At 65.1% G+C, this 20,057-nt stretch carries 19 protein-coding genes, 1 tRNA gene and 1 other RNA gene; 8 read left to right on the forward strand and 13 right to left on the reverse strand.

The genetic code is table 11. The features are described 5' to 3' along the window. Positions 1–4: 4 nt before the first annotated feature. From IWX81_RS03710 to IWX81_RS03755, 10 genes are all read right to left on the reverse strand, one after another. Positions 5–1,054: a threonine aldolase family protein gene (locus tag IWX81_RS03710; RefSeq protein ID WP_199279889.1), complete on the reverse strand. Its 1,050-nt coding sequence runs from the start codon at positions 1,052–1,054 to the stop codon at positions 5–7. A 67-nt stretch (positions 1,055–1,121) separates the two neighbouring features. Further along, a complete protein-coding gene (locus IWX81_RS03715) occupies positions 1,122–1,400 on the reverse strand; it encodes a hypothetical protein (protein WP_199279890.1) in 279 nt (92 codons plus the stop codon). 73 nt (positions 1,401–1,473) lie between these two features. Next, positions 1,474–1,844, reverse strand: an RNA gene (gene rnpB, locus IWX81_RS03720) — RNase P RNA component class A. Between the two features lie 14 nt (positions 1,845–1,858). After that, on the reverse strand, positions 1,859–2,599 hold the full coding sequence (locus IWX81_RS03725) for a zinc ribbon domain-containing protein (RefSeq protein ID WP_334592937.1): 741 nt from the start codon (positions 2,597–2,599) through the stop codon (positions 1,859–1,861). Between the two features lie 61 nt (positions 2,600–2,660). Continuing rightward, complete coding sequence (locus IWX81_RS03730; RefSeq protein WP_199279891.1) at positions 2,661–3,479, reverse strand: Nif3-like dinuclear metal center hexameric protein; 819 nt, start codon at positions 3,477–3,479, stop codon at positions 2,661–2,663. Between the two features lie 46 nt (positions 3,480–3,525). Further along, entirely contained in the window at positions 3,526–7,098 is a 3,573-nt protein-coding gene (locus tag IWX81_RS03735; protein WP_199279892.1) for a purine-cytosine permease family protein, read from the reverse strand. Between the two features lie 9 nt (positions 7,099–7,107). Next, on the reverse strand, positions 7,108–8,031 hold the full coding sequence (locus tag IWX81_RS03740) for a DMT family transporter (protein WP_334592940.1): 924 nt from the start codon (positions 8,029–8,031) through the stop codon (positions 7,108–7,110). Positions 8,032–8,088: 57 nt separating this feature from the next. Further along, a complete protein-coding gene (locus tag IWX81_RS03745; protein ID WP_199279893.1) occupies positions 8,089–8,865 on the reverse strand; it encodes a hypothetical protein in 777 nt (258 codons plus the stop codon). Further along, entirely contained in the window at positions 8,865–9,506 is a 642-nt protein-coding gene (locus IWX81_RS03750; RefSeq protein ID WP_199279894.1) for a SatD family protein, read from the reverse strand. Before IWX81_RS03750 ends, IWX81_RS03745 begins: the two co-directional genes overlap by 1 nt. Positions 9,507–9,572: 66 nt before the next feature. Beyond that, positions 9,573–9,645 (reverse strand) — tRNA-Val (locus IWX81_RS03755). A gap of 134 nt (positions 9,646–9,779) precedes the next feature. On the opposite strand from IWX81_RS03755, the gene IWX81_RS03760 reads away from it, so the two are divergent. Beyond that, positions 9,780–10,421 (forward strand): DUF1345 domain-containing protein, encoded by a 642-nt coding sequence (locus IWX81_RS03760; protein WP_199279895.1) that lies wholly within the window; start codon positions 9,780–9,782, stop codon positions 10,419–10,421. Positions 10,422–10,447: 26 nt separating this feature from the next. After that, a complete protein-coding gene (locus tag IWX81_RS03765; protein ID WP_199279896.1) occupies positions 10,448–11,137 on the forward strand; it encodes a DUF1345 domain-containing protein in 690 nt (229 codons plus the stop codon). An 18-nt stretch (positions 11,138–11,155) separates the two neighbouring features. On the opposite strand, the gene IWX81_RS03770 is transcribed toward IWX81_RS03765, so the two are convergent. Both IWX81_RS03770 and IWX81_RS03775 read right to left on the reverse strand, forming a co-directional pair. Then, positions 11,156–11,530 carry a hypothetical protein gene (locus IWX81_RS03770; RefSeq protein WP_199279897.1) on the reverse strand — a complete coding sequence of 125 codons (375 nt, stop codon included), beginning with the start codon at positions 11,528–11,530 and terminating at the stop codon, positions 11,156–11,158. Between the two features lie 17 nt (positions 11,531–11,547). Further along, on the reverse strand, positions 11,548–12,021 hold the full coding sequence (locus IWX81_RS03775; protein WP_199279898.1) for a peroxiredoxin: 474 nt from the start codon (positions 12,019–12,021) through the stop codon (positions 11,548–11,550). Between the two features lie 214 nt (positions 12,022–12,235). Here IWX81_RS03775 and aceE point away from each other — a divergent pair, with 214 nt between their 5' ends. From aceE to IWX81_RS03805, 6 genes are all read left to right on the forward strand, one after another. Continuing rightward, entirely contained in the window at positions 12,236–14,962 is a 2,727-nt protein-coding gene (aceE, locus tag IWX81_RS03780; RefSeq protein ID WP_199279899.1) for a pyruvate dehydrogenase (acetyl-transferring), homodimeric type, read from the forward strand. 50 nt (positions 14,963–15,012) lie between these two features. Next, complete coding sequence (locus IWX81_RS03785) at positions 15,013–16,161, forward strand: PucR family transcriptional regulator (RefSeq protein WP_199279900.1); 1,149 nt, start codon at positions 15,013–15,015, stop codon at positions 16,159–16,161. A gap of 134 nt (positions 16,162–16,295) precedes the next feature. Then, positions 16,296–17,213: an ACP S-malonyltransferase gene (locus IWX81_RS03790; RefSeq protein ID WP_199279901.1), complete on the forward strand. Its 918-nt coding sequence runs from the start codon at positions 16,296–16,298 to the stop codon at positions 17,211–17,213. Positions 17,214–17,218: 5 nt separating this feature from the next. Next, positions 17,219–18,223, forward strand: a complete 1,005-nt coding sequence (locus IWX81_RS03795; protein ID WP_199279902.1) for a beta-ketoacyl-ACP synthase III — start codon at positions 17,219–17,221, stop codon at positions 18,221–18,223. Positions 18,224–18,264: 41 nt separating this feature from the next. After that, the gene (locus tag IWX81_RS03800) at positions 18,265–18,513 is read left to right on the forward strand and encodes an acyl carrier protein (protein WP_199279903.1); all 249 of its coding nucleotides are present in this window, start codon (positions 18,265–18,267) and stop codon (positions 18,511–18,513) included. Between the two features lie 75 nt (positions 18,514–18,588). Further along, positions 18,589–19,833 carry a beta-ketoacyl-[acyl-carrier-protein] synthase family protein gene (locus IWX81_RS03805; protein ID WP_199279904.1) on the forward strand — a complete coding sequence of 415 codons (1,245 nt, stop codon included), beginning with the start codon at positions 18,589–18,591 and terminating at the stop codon, positions 19,831–19,833. Between the two features lie 59 nt (positions 19,834–19,892). On the opposite strand, the gene IWX81_RS03810 is transcribed toward IWX81_RS03805, so the two are convergent. Further along, positions 19,893–20,051, reverse strand: coding sequence for a hypothetical protein (locus IWX81_RS03810; RefSeq protein WP_199279905.1), 159 nt, complete (start codon positions 20,049–20,051; stop codon positions 19,893–19,895). Positions 20,052–20,057: the final 6 nt, after the last annotated feature.

The raw sequence follows: 20,057 nt of genomic DNA on the forward strand, positions 1-20,057 counted from the left end.
CGATTCAATTCAGGCGCGACAGGGACGACGCCACGATAGCCGACAACAGGTCGTCGACATCGGCCTCGGTGGTGGTGAACGCGGTCACGAATCTGACTCGATTCGGCTCCCACCTGTCGTGGTAGAACGAGAAGCCCTCGGCGAGCAGGGTCGAGATCGTCGACTCGGCGAGGGTGGCGAACAGCATGTTTGCGCGCGGCGATCCGAGCACACCCACCCCGGGGATCGACGCGAGGCCGTGGGCGAGGTGGGCGGCCATCCTGTTGGCATGGGTCGCATTCTCGAGCCAGAGATCGTCGGCGAGGTACGCATCGAGCTGCGCAGCCTGGAATCTCATTTTCGACGAAAGCTGGCCAGCGCGCTTCTGGCGGAATCGGAGCTCCTCGGTCTTCGACCGATCGAAGACGACGACGGCCTCTGCATTCATCGTGCCGTTCTTGGTGGCGCCAAAGGAGAGAATGTCGATCCCGGAGCGCCAGGTCATGTCGGCGGGGGCCGCACCGATGCTCACGAGAGCATTGGTGAACCGGGCCCCGTCCATGTGGACGGCGAGCCCGGAACTGCGCGCGATCCCGGATAGTTCGCCGAGTTCAGCCAGCGAATACACGCTTCCCGTCTCGGTCGCCTGAGTGATGCTGATCACTGAGGGCTGCACCGAGTGGACGTCACCACGCCCGCGGTCCACTGCGCTGGCGAGGATGTCGGGGTGGAGCTTGGCGTCGTCCCCCGGCAGAGGTACCAGCTTGGCGCCATTCGTGAAGAACTCAGGGGCCCCGGCCTCGTCGTTGTTGATGTGGCTGTCCCCGTGGCACAGCACCGAACCCCACGGCGGAGTAAGTGCCGCCAGTGCGAGGCCGTTCGCCGCAGATCCCGTGCTCACGATGAGCACATCGAGGTCGCACTCGAAGACCTCGCGCAAGCGCGCGGTCACTCGCTCGGTAGCAGCATCTGCGCCATAGGGAGCGGAACGGCCATCAGCCTGCCCGGCTATCGCCGCGACGATCGCCGGCGACACGCCAGCGGTGTTGTCACTGGAAAAAACGCGCTCGAACATGGTCCACCTCCCGGATCGCGCCAGGGGCGATGCACATCAAGAATAGGTCACGCCGGCGCTGTCATCGTCAGCTTTGAACACCGAGGCCGGGGAACAGGATGACGACGACCCCGCCCGCGGCACCCAGGATCCCGATGATCGCGAAGATCCGGAGCATTCCCTGCACGACGATGTTCTCGATCTTCGCGGCACTGCGCAGCGCGACCAACGACAGCGCCAGCGCAATGACCGACAGCGCGAAGAACGGATTGAAGGCCAGGGATACACCACCGACCAGGAATCCGAACAGCGCAGCGAGGATTCCGCCCGGAGTGACGAAGCTGTGCCCCGCCGGGAGTTCTGACATGGCCACACTGTATGCCCGATGTCTGGATGTGGGCTAGGGATCCGATGCGTCGTGCGCCGATGCTTCCGAAGGAGGAATGGGCCGGCTGATACGCCGGGTTCTGTCTTCGCCCGAAGGCGATGGACGGCCATCTATCTACGACGTACGTTGCCGCACGCCTCTAGCGGTCTACCCGGAAGCTGGGCGAGCAGCCTTGAACGCTTCCTGTCTGACCTTGCTCCTGGCGAGGTTTACATAGCCGATCGGGTCACCCCGGCCGCTGGTGGTCTCTTACACCACCGTTTCACCCTTACCCCCGTGTGTCGAAACACGCGGTGGCGGTCTGCTTTCTGTTGCACTGTCTCGCGGGTTGCCCCGGGTGGGTGTTACCCACCGCCATGCTCTGCGGAGCCCGGACGTTCCTCGGGAGGCATTACTGCCCCACGCGGCCGTCTTGCCGACCCATTCGGTGTGTAAGCCTACAGTCCGGACTCTGCCGTGCGCACGAGGATGGCCTCACTCGACGCGCACATGATGATGTCGTCGGGGGCGGCGGCTCGGATGGCCTGCATCTCATTCTCGAGAAGCTTCACACCGGACGCCAGCGAAACTCCTCCACGCAGCATCGATGCGCCGGTTCCGTAGCGCGCTCGCTGCTTCTCATAGAGTGCGAGGAGGTCGGCAGGGACTTTCGCGGCGATGGCGTCGCGGCCCGAGGCAGCGACAGTGCGCTCGGCTGTGACCGTGCTGAGCGACGCCGACTTCTCCGCCTCGATCTCGCCCGTCCTGAGCGCGAGGGCATCGAGCTGCGCCGTGGTCTTCTCGACCTCTTTCTGCTGTGATTCCATTCGCTCCATGACGGCCAGTTCGATCTCTTCGAGATCTCTGAACCGCTTGCGCAGAGCGGTCAGCTCCTGTTCCAGCGCGGCGACATCCTTGACCGATGAGCTCGACTGCACCCGGGATTCGTCACGCTTGATGCGCGCTTCCACGACCTCGACGTCGGATTCGATGCGCTTCAGTTCGATCTCGATGTCTTCCAGGCCGCCCTTCTGCTCGGCGAACCTCTGGCGCACCACTGCGGTGTCCTTCTCGAAGCCAGCGAGGGTGGCAAGCTCCGGGAGGCTTTTGGCGCGGTGGTCCAGCTGCGCGAGTCTCGTGTCGAACGCCTGCAGCTCGAGCAGCAGGGCCTGGTCATTGGGGCTGGCTTTCAACGCCATGTGTTCACTCTCTCGGTTGTGCTGTACAAACTCAGCCGTGCTGTTCGAATATCGGTGCTGGTCACTGGACTATCGCGAAGTCCCAGGGATCGGTGCGCAATTCGCTCACGGTAATGGTGACGCCGGGTAGTTCACGACGCAACTCCATCGCGGCGTTCTCGAGCCACAGCCACTCGCTGGCCCAGTGTGACACGTCGATGAGTGCAGGCCCACCGCCCACTCTGGCATTCTCCTTCGCTTCTGACGCGGGATGATGGCGCAGGTCGCTCGTGATGTACACGTCTGCTGAGGTCACCGCAGCATCCGAAAGGTAGGCGTCACCCGCACCGCCGCACAGGGCGACAGTGGAGACCACTCTGTCGAAGTCACCCGCGACCCGGATTCCACTCGCCGTGGCGGGCAGGATATCGCCGAGGGCACGCGCCAGCGTCCCGAGGGTGACCGGGTGCGGCAGAGTGCCGACCCGCCCGATACCGCGGTCGGGATTCTCGGCGGGAACGATCGGACTCTGATCGACCAGGCCGAGCCTGGTGGCGAACGCCGCTGACGTACCGGTCTCCACCACATCGGCGTTCGTATGGGCTGCCAGGAGCGCACAATTCCCGCGGATGAGCCGGGTCAGGGTCGCACCCTTGTAGCGGTCGCTCGACACCGAGGTAACGCCACGCAGCAGCAGAGGATGATGGACAAGAAGCATGTCGACACCGCGGTCGACGGCCTCATCCGCGGTATCGAGAACGGCATCCACGGCAAGAAGGATCGAGTCGACCGGAGCATCGAGATCGCCGGAGATCAGGCCGACAGCATCCCAGCTCTCGGCGCCGGCAGCGGGCCAGAGCCGTTCTGCGGCGGCGGCAACATCGGCAACTGTCGTAGACACGATTCCAGTCTACGGCGAGTGCGACCGCGGCCGGCTGTCCCCGCGATCAGGCCCGCAGTGACTCCTGGCGGCGAATCGTGGGCACCCCTGAGACGAGCGGCAGGATGATGCCGAGTCCGAGGGCGACGACGACTCCGAGGTCGGTGCTGGCCAGCTCGCTGCCGAGGGGAACTCCCAGCCCCGAGAAGACGAAGCCCTGCCACGACAACCAACCGACGGTCGCCGTGGTCAGCCCGAATCCGAGGACGCTGATCAGCACGAGCCCCGCAAGGTTCACCCATCGCACGTCGGGATACACACCCCCGCGCCTGAGCAACGACTCACCGTCGAATCGACGATTGCGGATCATCATTTCCGTTCCGAAGATCCCGATCCAGGCTGCAGTGGGCACCGCCATGGTGGTCGCGAAATCCCTGAAGACGTCGCCGATGCCGTCGGTGGCCGACACGACGATCAGCGCAGCCAGTCCTGCCAGCACGAGCCCGACGATCACGACCGACCACTGCCGAGGCAGTTTCACTCCCGCGCTCTGCAGGGCGAGTCCACCCGAGTACACGGTGATCACGACACCCGACAGCAGGCTCAGTGCCGTGGCTGCCAGGAGGGGGAACAGGTACCACTCCGGAAGCAGGCCAGCGAGAGTCTGCACGGGTTCCATCGCGAGTCCCGTAGCAATAGCGGGGCTCGATGCCGAAAGGATCGCGCCGTACGCGATGAGCACGAAAGCGGGGATCGCCGTTCCGAACGTGGCGGAGAGCATGGATGAGGCGCCCCCTGATGTCGGACGCTGGTACCGCGCGAGATCAGCTCCGCTGAAAGCCCACACGAGCCCCACCACACTGAACACGAGCACGGCACCGCCGACGGCAAGCACCCACGAACCGTCCCCGACCGTCAGGGCCCGTGGAATATCGATGTATTGCACCGTGAGGGCGATGAGACCGACGATCAGCACGGCCGACACGACAGTGAGCACCAACTGGATTCGGGCCAGGAGCGGATACCCGACGAAGGCGACGAGAAGAGAGATAACGGCGGCAATTGCCAGCGTCGCGAGGGACGCCGGCTGGAGATCGGATCCCCCACCCACGGTCGACAGAGCGGCGGCCACGGAGGTTGACAGCAGCCACAACAGCACAGCTCCCCAGAACAGCCGGGAGATCACGGCCAGCACAGCAGGAAGAACATTCCCCAGCACCCCGAAGGTCGCCCGGGAGACGACCATGGTGGGCTGGCCGCTCCACTTGCCGGCGAGCGTGGTGAGCGCGAGTGGGAAGAACGACAGGGCGACGCCTCCCAGGATGCCCACGATCGACTGCCGCAGGCTCATTCCGGTCGCGAGCACCACGGCCCCGAGCGCGAGGCTGATGACCGACGAATTCGCCGAGAACCACAACCAGAACAATCGGATGGCACGGCCGGCACGAATATCGACGGGAGTAGGTTCGAGCCCACTGTGTTCGAGGCTGAACATGCCGGGGTTCTTGGGCTGATCGTCGAAGAAGACCGGTTCGTCTTCGGTGAGGCGCACCGTCGAGATCGGCCCGGATGGTGGCGTCACCGCGGAGACAGGGCCGGCAGTCCCGCCGCCCGAGAGGAGCGCTCCGAATGCCCGGTCGGTGTCGTCGACGTCGTCGTCGAGCTCCTCCTCATAGGCCTGGTCGATCACGGTGATGGAACCACTGGTCGTCGGAACCGGCTTACCTGACGCCGTCGGCAGGGGCACCACGAACAGGGAGTCGAACGCGCTCGGCTCTATCGGCATCGATTGCGCCGGGACCGCGGCGTCATCCTCGATCGATCTGATGGGGAGCTCTTCGTCCGCGGAGCCGCTGGCATCAGACTCCTGCACGCTGTCGACAGGGAAGTACGCGGGGGGCGCTGTGGGGAGTCCCGATGTCGGCGCAGGGTACTGCGGTGGCGACAACGGCTCGATGAGCGGCGGCGGCGCAAACATCCGGGGCGCGTCATCGACCGGAACCTGCTCTGCTGATTCGGGCTGGAATGACTCGGGCTCTGTCGTCTCGGGCTCTGTCGTCTCAGGCTCGTCTTCCGGCGCCGCGGTCACCGGTTCGGCGAACTCCGGTTCCTGGAAGATGAGCGTGGCATCGGATTCCGGAACGACGCCCGCAGGCGCCTGGGGTTCGTCATCCTGGTATGAAACCTTGCCGGTTGCTGTAATCGACCAGTTGAGCGGGTCGCGATCCACGGGCGGGACCAGCGGCTGGGCTGCGGCCGCAGCGGCCGCAGCGACGATCCACGGGAACTGTTCGGGTGCTGGATCCGGAATCGAATCCCGGGATGACTCGACCGGTTCAGAGTCGAAGTCTGCGGGAATGTCGGCGGGAATGTCGGGAGTCGCATCAGTAGCGGGATCGGGTTCGGGAGCGTCACTGCTCACGGCTGGCGCGGCCGCTTCCCACTCCGATGGCACTACCGCGCTCGGTGCCCACGCTGTCCAGGCGTTGGGAGCCTCGCGTTGCGCAACACCTGGCTCGATGACCGGTTCGGCATCGACCGGTTCTACATCAATCGGTTCTGCATCGACCGGTTCTGCATCAATCGGTTCTGCATCAATCGGCGCTGCATCGACCGGCGCTTTCTCAGCCAGATCAGCCATCTGATCGACCGGAGCTTCCTCAGCCAGATCAGCCATCTGATCGACCGGGGCGTCATCAGTTGGCGCGTCCTCGATGCCCGGCTGATATTCCATCTCGTCGAATGGCCAGACCGGGGTGTTGTCCGTGGGTGGTGAATCGATCGGTGGTGAATCGAGGAAGTCGCCCGTGGGCTCATTCTGCGGTCGCTCCCACGCGGGAACCGAGGACACGATCTCGGGCACCGCATCCTCGCTCGCCTGAGCCAGATCGGCCTGGCCTGAATCAGCAGCCGGGTCAGGCGCCGACTCAACGACTGTGGGCTCACGCGACGGAGGCGTGTCGAACGTCGGGGCCGGCCAGTCCCGCACATCGGAGGGAGTCGTGAACTGTGGGGGCCCGTCAGGGAGTTCCACAGCCTGAGACGGATCAGGGGCAGGGAACAGGCTCCACGGGGCGGCGGCAGGATCGGGAACACCTGCGGAGGCGGTGGGCGGGTCGAATGGCGACACGAAAGTCAGCGTGGGCGGCACCTCGACGGACTGCTCGGGTTCCACAGGCGCTACGGGCGGTACCTCATCGGCGAGCGTGTCCCGGGCTCCGGACTCGACCGTGGCAACGGGCTCGTCAAAGTTGGCTGGTTCGACCGGCGCCTCGGGCTCACTGGCAGAGGTCGGTTCATCCTGTGCCACCGGGAGGTCTTCGGGAATCCCCGTGGGCTCGGCCTCCTGCACATCTGCAGGTGCACCATCGGACTCGGACTCGGGCTCGTCGACCATGCGCGACAGCCAGTCTTCCCCGGAGGCGCTCGCCGCACCCGTCGTGGGCTGGGTGACGATCGGAATGGCGGCCGTAGCCAACCAGGTGTATTCGGCGGCGAGGGCATCGGCGAGGGCATCGTCGTCGTGGACGTCGTCAGCCTCGTCACTGCCGGCGCGAGCGGGTGTCGATCCGGAGGTGGTGCCCCTGGCGCCCGCCGGGTCGATAGAGCCCGGGTAAGGAGCCTCGTCGTCGTGTGCCATGCCGAAATCCTACGGCGACTCTGGGGTCGATCGCTGCTGCCGAGCCGTTGCGAGCGCAACAACGGAGGCGAGCACCACGGCCAGACCGAGCCATCCGATCGGAAGAAGGCGCTCTCCCACGACCACCACGGCGAGCAGCGTCGCGACGAAGGGTTCGAGCAGGGTGATGGATGTCGCAGTACTGCTCCGCAGCGTCCGCATCGCAATCCCGAAGAAAACGTATGCCGTAAACATGGGACCGAGGGCGAGGTAAGCGGCTATCCCGACCGTTTCGGTGGAATGGAGCAAGGGACCGCCCAGCACCAGGAGGACCGGTGCGAGCGCCACGGCACCGACACCGAACATCCCGCCCATGGCCGCACCGGAGCCGGCGCCCGCCCGGATTGCCCGGCTCGAACTATAGGTATACAGCGCGTAGGCCAGTCCCGCGAGCAGGCCAAGACCGATCCCCGCGGCGGCATCCCCGCTGGATTGTCCGTTGAGTGCGCCTTGGCTCCGGTCGCTCCCCCACGCCAGCAGGATGATCCCGACAAGGGCGGATGCCGTGCACGCTGCCCAGATTCCCGAGGGTCGATGGCGCTCGAACGCCCACTCGAGCAGAGCAGCGAAGACCGGGCCGGATCCGAGTGACACGACGTTTCCAATCGCCACTCCGGCGAGACTCATGGAGCTGTAGAAGGCAAGCGGATACACCACGACGCCCAGGGCGCCCACCACAAGCCAGCGGCGACTCGCGGCATTCCTGAGTGCCGCGATCGAGCTCCTCGCAGAAATAGCGAACAGCAGGACTCCGCCGAACATCATCGTCGCCGCCCCTACCGCGAGCGGGCTGACGTCATCCGGCAGAAAGCTGGCGGCCGTTCCGGTCGTGCCCCACAGCAGTGACGCGACGATGAGCGCCCACGCTCCGGCTGGCCGATTGCCGCCGGTCACGGCATCCTGCAGGCGCTCGCCTTGTAGCAGTAGCTCTGAGCTAATATAGGCGTGATATTAGCCAGCAACTGTTATCCAGATCAGGCCAGCCCCGGCGACCGCGATCGCCCAGCTGACCAGGCTGCCGACCAGAAAGTACTCGGCCTTCGATCCCCCGGCGCCGTCGTTCGATATCTCCGGGAATCTCACGATCCCTTTCGCCGCAATCAATCCGGCGACGATCGGCAGGGCACCCGCAAGAGTTAGGGCGATGATGAGCACACGCTCGACCGGCCCGATCAGTCTCCCGCCGCGCAGGTCTGCGACAGCGAGGGCCGGCGCCGCAGTGCGCTTCCACCACGGTGACCGCGACCCCGGCATGATGACCGGCTTCGACGCCGCGGTCGCGGGCCTGAGCGCGGCCCGAACCACCAGGTTCGCGCTTTCGACCGCGAAGAGCGTGACGCCCACCGCAACGGCTAGCGCGGCCAGTGACAAGGAGCTGATGACTGCAGAAACGACGCCGGCGTGCCAGTCGACGATGAATCCACTCATCCCGAGTGACGTGCGATCCCAGACCAGGAACGCGAGTAGAGACAGCAGCACCCCGACGGCAGGAACGATGCCGGGAGCGGTCCTCCGGTCGATCGACGTGGTCGTCGTGGCAAGCCAGGCCACCGCCAACAGCACGGGAATCGCTACCCACCACACGGCGATACCGAGCCCGAGGGTGGCGAGCAGGATCACCGCGAGCCAGGCAATGACAATGGCGACTACGCGGCCGAGAGTCGAGGAGATCCCCGATCTCGCGAGATCCGCACTGCCGATCAGCACGAGCAGGATAGCGCCGAGCATTACAGGCCTCCCGCTCTCAGTTGTTCGATGGACGCCATAAGGCTTGCACCGCCGGAGCGGCGAAGGGACTGCGACACGGCGGATTGCGTGATCCCTTCCGCGTCGGCGAGGTCACCCTGGGACGAACCGAGCATGGATCCGAAGACCAGCCGACGGCTGCGCTCGGTCATGCTGCCCACGACGTGGTCACGAGCAAGAAGGTATGCGTTCACGAGAGCTTCGGTTGCCACGTCACCGTCCCCGGCCCTGAACCACGCCCTGACACTGGGGGTGCGGGAATCTTCCCGAGCGTGGGCCTGGTTGATCGCGTCCCGGGCACGCCACCATCCGGATCCGTCCTGCACGGCGCCGGCAACTCCATCGCCCACGTCGATGACCTCCCCCAGCCCGAGCCCGAAGCGGCAATCGAGGCCAGCCGGCAGCGCGAGTCGCGCCAGCAGCGTCGCCTCGAGTGCGCGCGCAATGGTCGTGTATACGGCCTGGAACTCGTCGCCGACAGTCGCACGCAAGGGCTGGTCGTGCGGGACTGCGGCATCCACTCGCCCGAATGCCGCCGCGATGGTCGCCTGTGCAGACCTGCGATCGGAGATACTTTTCGAATCGACGAGATCGGCGATGACTGCTACCCGAAACTGTACCATTCAATAAGCCTACAACTTATAAAGATCGAATATAAGTTTTCAGCTTCTAAAATGTGGGAATCTGAGTGGGCCCTACCGGGCTCGAACCGATGACATCCACGGTGTAAACGTGGCGCTCTACCAACTGAGCTAAAGGCCCGCGGCGAAGATCCGCAGATTTCCAAGGGTAGCGGTAAGTCAGGCGTCCGGAAAATCCCAAGTGCCAGATGACCCGAACACGCGCCCGCGCAACGGAAAGCGCAGCGGCCGGAGCCGCGGGAATACACTCCCGTCATGGCAACCCACCGCACCGAGCACAGGTTTCCCGTGCTGTTGATCACGCTCGGGGCGCTCGTGATCTACCTGTTCCTTCCCAACGAAGTGACCTTCCTGCCGTCGTGGGTGATACCCGCGATCGGAGCCGTCGTGCTGGTGCCCCTTGTGGTGTCCAATCCGCGACGGCTCAATCGTGAAACGGCTCTTACCCGCTGGCTCGGGATCGGATTCGCCGTGGGACTCGCCGCGGTGAACCAGGTGTACATCGTGCTGATCATCGGCGAACTGGTGAACGGGGTTGCGACAGGGCCGGCGATCCTGCTCACCGCTTTCGGGGTGTGGGGCACCAATGTGGTGGCATTCTCGCTCGTCTACTGGGAGCTCGACAGGGGCGGCCCCATTGCACGGCGGATCGACGGCATGCGGGACGACGCGAGGCAGGATTTCCGGTTCCCCCAGCAGGACGACCACCCGACCCGGCCGTGGACTCCCGAGTTCTTCGACTACGCCTACTTCTCGCTGTCGAACATGATGGCCTTCAGCCCGACGGATGTGATGCCTCTCAGCCGGCCCGCGAAGGCTCTCATGGCGTATCAGGCGCTGACAGGGTTCGTGTTACTCGCCCTTGTTATCTCCCGCGCTGTCAACATCCTGACCTGACGGCGGCGCGCTCCTACACTCGGACAGTGAGTTCTTCCGAGAAGTCCGGCCGAGCCGAGCATCGATGGCCGGCAGCCATAGCCCTGGTCGTGGCGCTCGCCTTGTACGCGTTGCTGCCGAGTTCATTCTTCCCGCCACTGAGGTACGGCGTGGTCGCCCTCGGTGTGCTGTTGCTGATCCCCGTCCTCGCGGTCAATCCGCTGCGGATGCATCGCCAAACGCGCTGGTCGAGGGCTCTCTCGGTCGGGCAGACGGTGCTGCTGCTGGTGGCGAACCAGATCGCGCTCATCCAGCTCATCGTGCAACTCGTCTCGCCGGGTAAGGATGACGGACCTACCCTGTTGCTCGCGGCGCTGCAGGTGTGGGTCACCAACGTGATCGTCTTCGCGCTGCTGTACTGGGAGATCGACCGGGGTGGCGCGGTGTCGCGCGCCACGCGCGCCCGCGATGACCTGCCGCCAGCGGACTTCCGCTTTCCGCAGGACGAAGATCATGATGCCGTCGAAGAAGTCGCCATCCGATCATCCCACCGACTCAACTGGACGGCCGGTTTCATCGACTACCTGTATTTCTCACTGTCGAATTCGATGGCCTTCAGCCCGGCGGACACGATGCCGCTGTCGCACCGGGCGAAAATCCTGATGGGGCTGCAGTCGTTTGCCGGCTTCGTGATCCTCGCGCTGGTCATCGCGAGGGCAGTGTCGCTGCTCGGCTAAGTGACAGCTCGGGGAAAGCTACGGCAGGAACAACTCGATTATGAGTGCCACGAACACAACGATGAAGATGGCGGGAGTGACGAACCGCACGACGTTCAGCAGCGGCGCAAGACTGACGACCTGTCGGCCAGCGGCGGTCGTGACGGGCAGTGAAGCCAGGTCGCGAGCGATCGCCATACCCTCGGTGGCAGCCGAATACTGTGCGAGAGCCCCGAGAATTCCCGAGGCTAGCAGGATGCCAGCCGCGGAGATCCTGAGCGCAAGCGACGTATCTGCGAGGTTCAGGATGCCCAGCCAGACGGTGAATCCGAGCAGTCCGGTGGGCGCCAGCTGCGACACGATCACGTGCCAGCGGGTCTTCCCCCACAGCTCGATGAGGTCTCGTTCGTTCATGTGCGTTCCGTCCTGACTCAGACTCGTGCCGCGTGGAGCTCTGCCAGTGCGGCGGTATATTCACTCATGGACCGCGCCTGGCCGGGAGCCGTGACGAAGGTCGCGCGGATCACGCCGTCGATGTCGATGAGGAACGTCGCTCGGGTCGCGAATCCCTTTTCTTCGAGGAAGACGCCGTATTCCTTAGCGACGCTGCCGTGCGGCCAGAAGTCGGCGAGCAGCGTGAAATCGTAGCCTTCTGCGTCGGCGAAGGCCCGCAGCGTCGCCTTCGAGTCGACCGAGATACCGATGAGCTCGACCTGCTCGTCCTTGAACAGCGCGAGGTTGTCCCGGAGGTCGCACAACTCGGTTGTGCATGTGCTCGAGAACGCGAGAGGGAAGAAAACGAGGGCGACGGGCTTCCTGCCGCGGAAGTCGTGCAGCCGCACGTGCTCGCCGAATTGATTGGGCAGCTCGAAGTCCGGCGCGGTCGTGTCGTTTGCGAGAGTCATTGAAACAGTTCCTTTCGCGCCATGTCCCCATGTCGGGCAGGCACGAAGGGCAATACTACGCTCGTGCGAGCGCACACAGCGGTGGTCGCTAGAATCTATTGGCGCAACAGAACTTTTGTCGCGGCTCATCCAGAACCACAGGTCACGGCAGTCGCAACCCGGCGATCGAGGCGTGAGTTCTCAAACCCCACATCTCATAAGAAAGAGGTCAACGGTGACGGTGAACGACCAGGACCCGTACTCGGTGAACAACATCGACAGGGATCCGGAGGAGACGGCCGAGTGGCAGGAGTCACTCGACGGCCTCGTCGCAACTCACGGACATGAGCGTGGTCGTGAGATCATGCTCAGCCTGCTGAAGCGCTCCAAAGACCTCCATCTCGGTGTGCCGATGGTTCCGACCACGGACTACCTCAACACGATCGCGGCGGAGGATGAGCCGGCGTTCCCCGGCAACGAAGACATCGAGCGGCGCTACCGTGCGTGGATCCGTTGGAACGCTGCCATCACGGTGCACCGCGCGCAGCGCCCCGGCGTCGGCGTCGGCGGCCACATCTCGACGTACGCTTCGTCTGCGGCGCTCTACGAGGTGGGCCACAACCACTTCTTCCGCGGGGCCGACCACGCCGGCGGCGGCGACCAGATCTTCTACCAGGGTCACGCCTCCCCCGGGATGTACGCGAGGGCATACCTCGAGGGGCGACTGACGGAGGACCAGCTCACCGGTTTCCGCCAGGAGAAGTCGCACCCGTCCGGTGGGCTCTCGAGCTACCCGCACCCCCGCCTGATGCCCGAGTTCTGGCAGTTCCCGACGGTCTCGATGGGACTCGGCCCGATCAACGCGATCTACCAGGCTCAGTCGAACCGGTACCTCACCAATCGCGGCATCAAGGATGCGTCCGACCAGCAGGTCTGGGCCTTCCTCGGCGACGGCGAGATGGATGAGGTCGAGAGCCGTGGTGCCCTGCAGTGGGCTGCCAACGACGGCCTCGACAACCTCAACTTCGTCATCAACTGCAACCTGCAGCGCCTCGACGGCCCTGTGCGAGGCAACGGCAAGATCATCCAGGAGCTCGAAAGCTTCTTCCGTGGAGCCGGCTGGAACGTCATCAAGGTGGTCTGGGGTCGCGAATGGGATTCCCTGCTCGCCGGCGACACCGAGGGCGCCCTGCGTGATCTCATGAACCGCACCCCCGATGGCGACTACCAGACGTACAAGGCCGAGAGCGGCGCATACGTCAGGGAGAACTTCTTCGGTCGCGATCCCCGCACGCTCGAGATGGTCAAGGACTACACCGACGACCAGATCTGGAACCTCAAGCGCGGTGGCCACGACTATCGCAAGGTCTACGCGGCTTTCAAGGCCGCCCAGGAGCACAAGGGCCAGCCCACGGTCATCCTTGCGAAGACCGTCAAGGGATACGGCCTCGGCCCGTCATTCGAGGGCCGCAATGCGACTCACCAGATGAAGAAGCTCACGCTCGACAACCTCAAACAATTCCGTGACGAGATGCGTGTTCCGATCACGGACGCGGCGCTCGAGGCTGACCCGTACCTGCCGCCGTTCTATCACCCCGGTGAGAACGACGAGGCCATCCAGTACCTGCACGAACGTCGACGCGAGCTCGGCGGCTTCGTGCCGGAGCGCCGGTCGAAGTACACCCAGTTCGACCTGCCGGCAGAATCGGTGTGGGACTTCGCGAAGAAAGGCTCCGGCAAGCAGGAGATCGCCACCACGATGGCCTTCGCGCGACTGCTCAAGGACCTGCTGCGCGATAAAGGCATCGGCAACCGCATTGTCCCGATCATCCCGGACGAGGCTCGCACCTTCGGAATGGACGCCTATTTCCCCACCGCGAAGATCTACAACCCCAACGGGCAGCACTACACCTCCGTGGACCGCGAGCTGCTGCTCGCGTACAAGGAGAGCCCGCAGGGCCAGATCGTGCACGTGGGAATCAACGAGGCCGGAGCGTTCGCAGCGTTCACGGCCGCTGGTACGTCGTATGCGACCCAGGGCGAGCCGCTCATCCCGGTGTACGTCTTCTACTCGATGTTCGGGTTCCAGCGCACCGGCGACGCCATGTGGGCTGCGGGCGACCAGATGGCCCGCGGGTTCATCATGGGCGCGACAGCCGGCCGTACCACGCTCACGGGTGAGGGGCTTCAGCACGCTGACGGTCACTCCATCCTGCTGGCATCGACCAACCCGGCCGTCGTCAGCTACGACGCGGCCTATGGATACGAGCTCGCGCACATCGTGCGCGCCGGGCTCGAGCGCATGTACGGCGGGGTGCATCCTGACCCCAACGTCATGTACTACCTGACCCTGTACAACGAGCCCATCCAGCAGCCGGCCGAACCCGAGAACCTCGACGTCGACGGCATCCTGCGAGGCATCTACCACCTGAAGACCTCGCCGATCGAGGGACCCCGCGCGCAGATTCTGGCGTCGGGGGTGTCGGTTCCCTGGGCTCTCGAGGCCCAGCAGCTGCTGGCCGACGATTGGGGCGTATCAGCCGATGTGTGGTCGGTCACGTCCTGGACGGAACTCCGCCGCGAAGGGCTCGACGCCGAGGCGCACAACTTCCTCAACCCCGATGCTGAGGAACGCGTGCCGTACGTCACCCAGAAGCTTTCGGGCTCTGACGGTCCGTTCGTGGCGGTGACCGACTTCATGCACGCTGTGCCCGACCAGATCAGGCAGTTCGTGCCCGGAGACTTCGCCACCCTCGGTGCCGATGACTTCGGATTCTCGGATACCCGTGCCGCCGCTCGCCGATTCTTCAAGATCGACGGTCCGTCCGTCGTCGTGCGCACGCTCGAGTCTCTCGCGAAGCGCGGACTGGTGGACAGGTCCGTGCCGGCGCAGGCGATCGAGAAGTACCGCCTGCTCGACGTCACGGCAGGAACGACCGGCTCGGCCGGCGGGGAAAGCTAGGCACGCACATTCCCCCCGTCCAGAAGACCAAAGAGCAGACGCTCGCCTGGTTGCGCACCATCACCGGTGAGCTGTCCACGGCGACGCTGAAGCGACTCGAGGAGACGCTGCCCTGGTATGGCGACATGCCACCGGGGCGGCGCTCCGCGGTCGGGTTGGTCGCGCAGGCGGGCATCACGAGTTTCATCAGTTGGTTCGACGATCCGAAGTCCACTCCGTGGATCGCCGCCGATGTGTTCGGCGCCGCTCCGCGGGAACTGCTGCGGTCGGTCTCCCTGACCCAGACCCTGCAGCTCATCAGGCTGACCGTGGAAGTCGTCGAGCATCGCATCAAGAATGACGACGATGTGCTGCGGGAGGGCATCCTGCTGTATTCGCGGGAGATCGCCTTCGCCGCGGCCGACGTCTACGCCCGGGCGGCCGAGGCTCGCGGGCTCTGGGACGCCAGGCTCGAGGCGCTCGTCGTCGACTCGATCCTGAGCGGCGAATACGACAACGAGCTGCCGTCACGCATCGCCGCCCTCGGGTGGAACGGACACGGCGAAGTCTGCGTGCTGGTGGGAACCGCGCCGAAAATGCTCGATGTCGACCAGTTGCGCCGCACAGCCCGCCACCTGAGTGCCGACGTCCTGATTGGCGTGCAGGGCAGCAGGCTCGTGCTCGTCATCGGCCGGGCCAGCCCGAGAACCGATGATCCGGATGTCGCTGAACCGATGCCCTTCCTCGAGATCGCCAAACAGCTCGAGCCCGGGTTCGGCCCCGGTCATCTCGTGCTCGGCCACGAAGTGCCGAGTCTCGTCGACGCGTCGAAGAGCGCGAAGGCCGCCCTGGCGGGGTTCGCGGTCGCGAGATCGTGGCGCAACGCCCCGAGGCCCACGCTCGCGGACGACCTGCTGCCGGAGCGCGCTTTCGCCGGTGATCCTCTCGCGAGATCGACCCTCATCAACCGCATTTACAAGCCCCTGCAGTCGCACTCCACCGACCTTCTCGCGACACTCTGGTGCTACCTCGACAACGGTCGTTCCCTCGAGGCGACCGCCCGAGAACTGTTCGTTCATCCCAATACTGTGCGGTACCGCCTGAAGCGTGTCAGTGATGTGATCGGCTGGGATGCGACCGGTGCGCGGGAGGCGCTCATCCTGCAGGCCGCGCTCATCGTCGGCTCGATCGCCGATCCCGATTCTTCTAAGCGACGCTGACCTCGAAGCGACGCTGATCGCAGCCGTGCCCCGTCGAGCCTGCGGGCCGTCTTTGAACATGATCGACAACGTTGCTTCAGTTTCTTCGGAGGTTCAACACGTCCAAAGCTGCCGAATCTTGGCAGACTAGAGCAGTGATCGTCATCGTCGCGCCTGGACAGGGCTCCCAAACTCCCGGATTTCTCGAACCCTGGCTGGCAGAGGAGCGCTTCCGCGACGAACTCGCCGCCATGTCCGACTCTGTCGGAATCGACCTCGTGGCTCACGGCACCACGAGCGACGCGGACACCATCCGCGACACCAGGGTGGCCCAGCCGCTCATTGTTGCAGCCGGACTTCTCACTGCCTCGGCCCTGCTGGCGGACGGCCGTCGGGACAGGGTCGGCGGCGTCGCCGGCCACTCTGTGGGCGAGGTCACAGCTGCTGCGGTCTCCGGCATCCTGAGTGACCACGACGCCGTCGCCTTCGTGCGCGAACGCGGCCAGGCGATGGCGGATGCCGCCGCGCTCGAGCCCACGGGCATGTCCGCCGTTCTCGGCGGCGATGAGGTCGCCCTGCTCGAGCGACTCGCAGAGCTGGGGCTCCAGCCCGCCAACTTCAACGGTGGCGGCCAGATCGTCATCGCCGGAGCGCTGTCAGCCCTCGCCGAGTTCGCCGGGAATCCGATCGCCGGCGCCAGGGTCATCCCCCTGCAGGTGGCCGGAGCCTTCCACACCCGCTACATGCAGCCCGCGGTCGGCCGACTCGAGCTCTTCGCGGCAGGGCTCGAAAAGCACGATCCGACCATTCCGATCTGGACGAACCGCGATGGTTCACGCACCGAGAGCGGCACCCACTTCGTCGAGCTGATGGTCGGCCAGGTCTCGTCCCCGGTACGGTGGGACATGTCCATGGCATCTCTTGCCGGAGCCGGAGTGACCGGGATCATCGAACTCGCCCCAGCGGGAGCGCTGGTCGGGCTCGCCCGACGCGGCCTGAAGGGCATCCCTTCGGTTGCCGTGAAAACCCCTGACGACCTGCCTGCAGCGTTCGCCATGATCGACGGGATCTGAACAGCATGACCACAGCAAGCCTCACCCAGTCCACAGGCGTCGAGTTCACCCGCATTTACAGCTACGGAGCCGCTCGCGGCGACCTCGTCGTCCCGAACAGCGACCTCATCGGCCCGATCGATTCGAGCGACGAATGGATCCAGCAGCGCACGGGCATCATCACGAGAACCCGCGCTTCCGCCGGTATTCTCGCGGTCGACCTGGCCACTGATGCGGCCAGGGAAGCCATCGAGAAGTCCGGAATTTCCGCGGACAAGATCGACCTCGTCATCGTCGCCACGATCGGCAACGTGCAGCAGACCCCTTCGCTGGCGGCCGTGCTGGCGGACAGGGTCGGTTCGAACCCGGCCGCCGCCTACGACACCAACGCAGCCTGCGCAGGATTCAGCTACGGCGTGACGCAGGCTGACGCGCTCATCAGGTCGGGCGCAGCACACTACGCCCTCGTCGTCGGGGCCGAGAAGCTCTCCGACATCGTCTCGCCCACCGACAGGTCGATCTCGTTCCTGCTCGGCGATGGTGCCGGCGCCGTCGTCATCGGCCCTAGCGACTTCCCCGGCATCGCCGCTCCCGTGTGGGGCTCGGACGGCTCCAAAGCGGATGCCGTCGGCATGGACCACACCCTCGTCGACTTCCGCGATGGGACTGCCTCGTGGCCCACCCTCCGCCAGGATGGCCAGGTTGTGTTCCGCTGGGCCGTCTGGGAGATGGCGAAGGTGGCCAAGCAGGCCCTCGAGGTCGCCGGCATCACCGCCGCCGATCTCGCCGCGTTCGTACCCCACCAGGCGAACATGCGCATTATCGACGAACTCGCCAAGCAGCTCAAACTGCCGGAGACCGTCACCATCGGGCGCGACATCGCCACGACGGGGAACACCTCGGCTGCGTCGATCCCGCTTGCAACGCACAGGCTCCTGGCCGAGCATCCTGAGCTGAGTAGCGGCCTGTGCCTCCAGATCGGTTTCGGCGCTGGCCTCGTGTTTGGCGCGCAGGTAGTCGTACTCCCGTAAACTGTCCCACGGTCAAAACACATCCCCCAAGGAGAAAAACAATGGCACTGTCCACCGAAGAAGTCCTCGCCGGCCTGGCTGAACTGATCAACGATGAAACCGGCATCGCGACTGACACTGTCGAGATGGACAAGTCGTTCACTGACGACCTCGACATCGACTCGATCTCGATGATGACGATCGTCGTCAACGCAGAAGAGAAGTTCGATGTGAAGATCCCGGACGAAGAGGTTAAGAACCTCAAGACCGTGGGCGACGCCGTCACCTTCATCACCAGCGCACAGGGCTGATAGTCCCTCAACGGAATGGCGAGCCGGTCAACGGGTCGCCATTCCGACGGCAGTGCCACGCCCCAAAGGAATGACATGACCAAGAAGATCGTTGTAACCGGCATCGGCGCCACCTCCCCCATCGGCGGGACCGCCACCGAATCGTGGGACGCTCTCCTTCGGGGAGAATCCGGCACCAGGAGCATGAAACACGACTGGGTAGAGCAGCACGGGCTCCCCGTCACGTTCGCCGCAGAAGCGAAGGTCCGGCCCGAGGAAGTGCTCGAGCGCGTCGAATACAAGCGACTCGACCCTTCGAGCCAGTTCGCTCTCATCTCTGCGCGAGAAGCCTGGGCCGACGCCGGATCCCCCGATGTCGATCCGATCCGCGTGGGAGTCGACTACTCGACCGGCATCGGTGGCCTGTGGACACTGCTCGACGCCTGGGACACGCTCAAGGAAAAGGGCCCGCGCCGGGTGCTTCCGATGACGATCCCGATGCTCATGCCCAACGCGGCAGCCGCCGCGATCAGCATGTCCATTCCGTCGCGGGCATACGCACGCACCGATGTCTCGGCCTGCGCGTCGAGCACCGAGGCCCTGGCGAACGCCTACGACCACCTCCAAAAGGGTCTGGCCGACGTCGTCATCGCCGGTGGCACCGAAGCCGTGGTGCATCCTCTGCCGATCGCCGCGTTCGCCTCGATGCAGGCTCTGTCGAAGCGCAACGACGACCCGGCGACCGCATCGCGGCCATACGACGTCAGCCGCGATGGATTCGTGCTGGGCGAGGGTGCGGCAACACTCATTCTCGAAACCGAAGAGCACGCTCTCGCTCGTGGAGCACGCATCTATGCCGAGCTCGCCGGTGGAGCGGTCACGAGCGACTCCTTCCACATCACGGCCCCGGATCCCGAAGGTTCGGCGGCCGCGCGTGCCATGCTCGGCGCGCTGGAGCAGGCCGGAGCATCCATCGAGGATGTCCGGCACGTCAACGCGCACGCGACGAGCACCCCGGTCGGCGACATCGCCGAGTACAAGGCTCTGCTGCGGGTCTTCGGAGACCTGCTGCCGAACATCCCCGTGTCAGCGACGAAGGCGGCCACCGGTCACCTCCTGGGCGGCACCGGCGCACTCGAGGCGATCTTCACGGTGCTCGCACTCCACCACCGCATAGCGCCCCCGACGATCAACCTCACCGAGCAGGATCCGCTGATTCCGCTCGACGTCGTCACGTCGCCTCGCGCGCTGGGTGACGGCCCGCTGCTGGCCCTCAGCAACTCGTTCGGCTTCGGTGGCCACAATGCCGTCGTCGCCTTCAGGAGCTACGAGAGCAACTGATCCGACCGCTGCCGGGCAGTATCGCTGCCGGGCAGTATCGCTGCCGGGAAGTATCGCCGTTACGCGGCGATCTGCCGGCAACCGTCGTGGAGCGCGCATTCGCCCTCGAACGCGAGCAGGTCGTCTTCAGTGACGAGCCGCTCGAGTTGCTCGAGATCGATGAAGGTCGGCGCGACCTCACCGATGAGGTCTTCCAATTCGCGGTGCAGCGTATCCATGATTCC

Origin of the sequence: Salinibacterium sp. CAN_S4 (assembly GCF_015752305.1) — a bacterium.
Classification (GTDB): Bacteria; Actinomycetota; Actinomycetes; order Actinomycetales; family Microbacteriaceae; genus Rhodoglobus.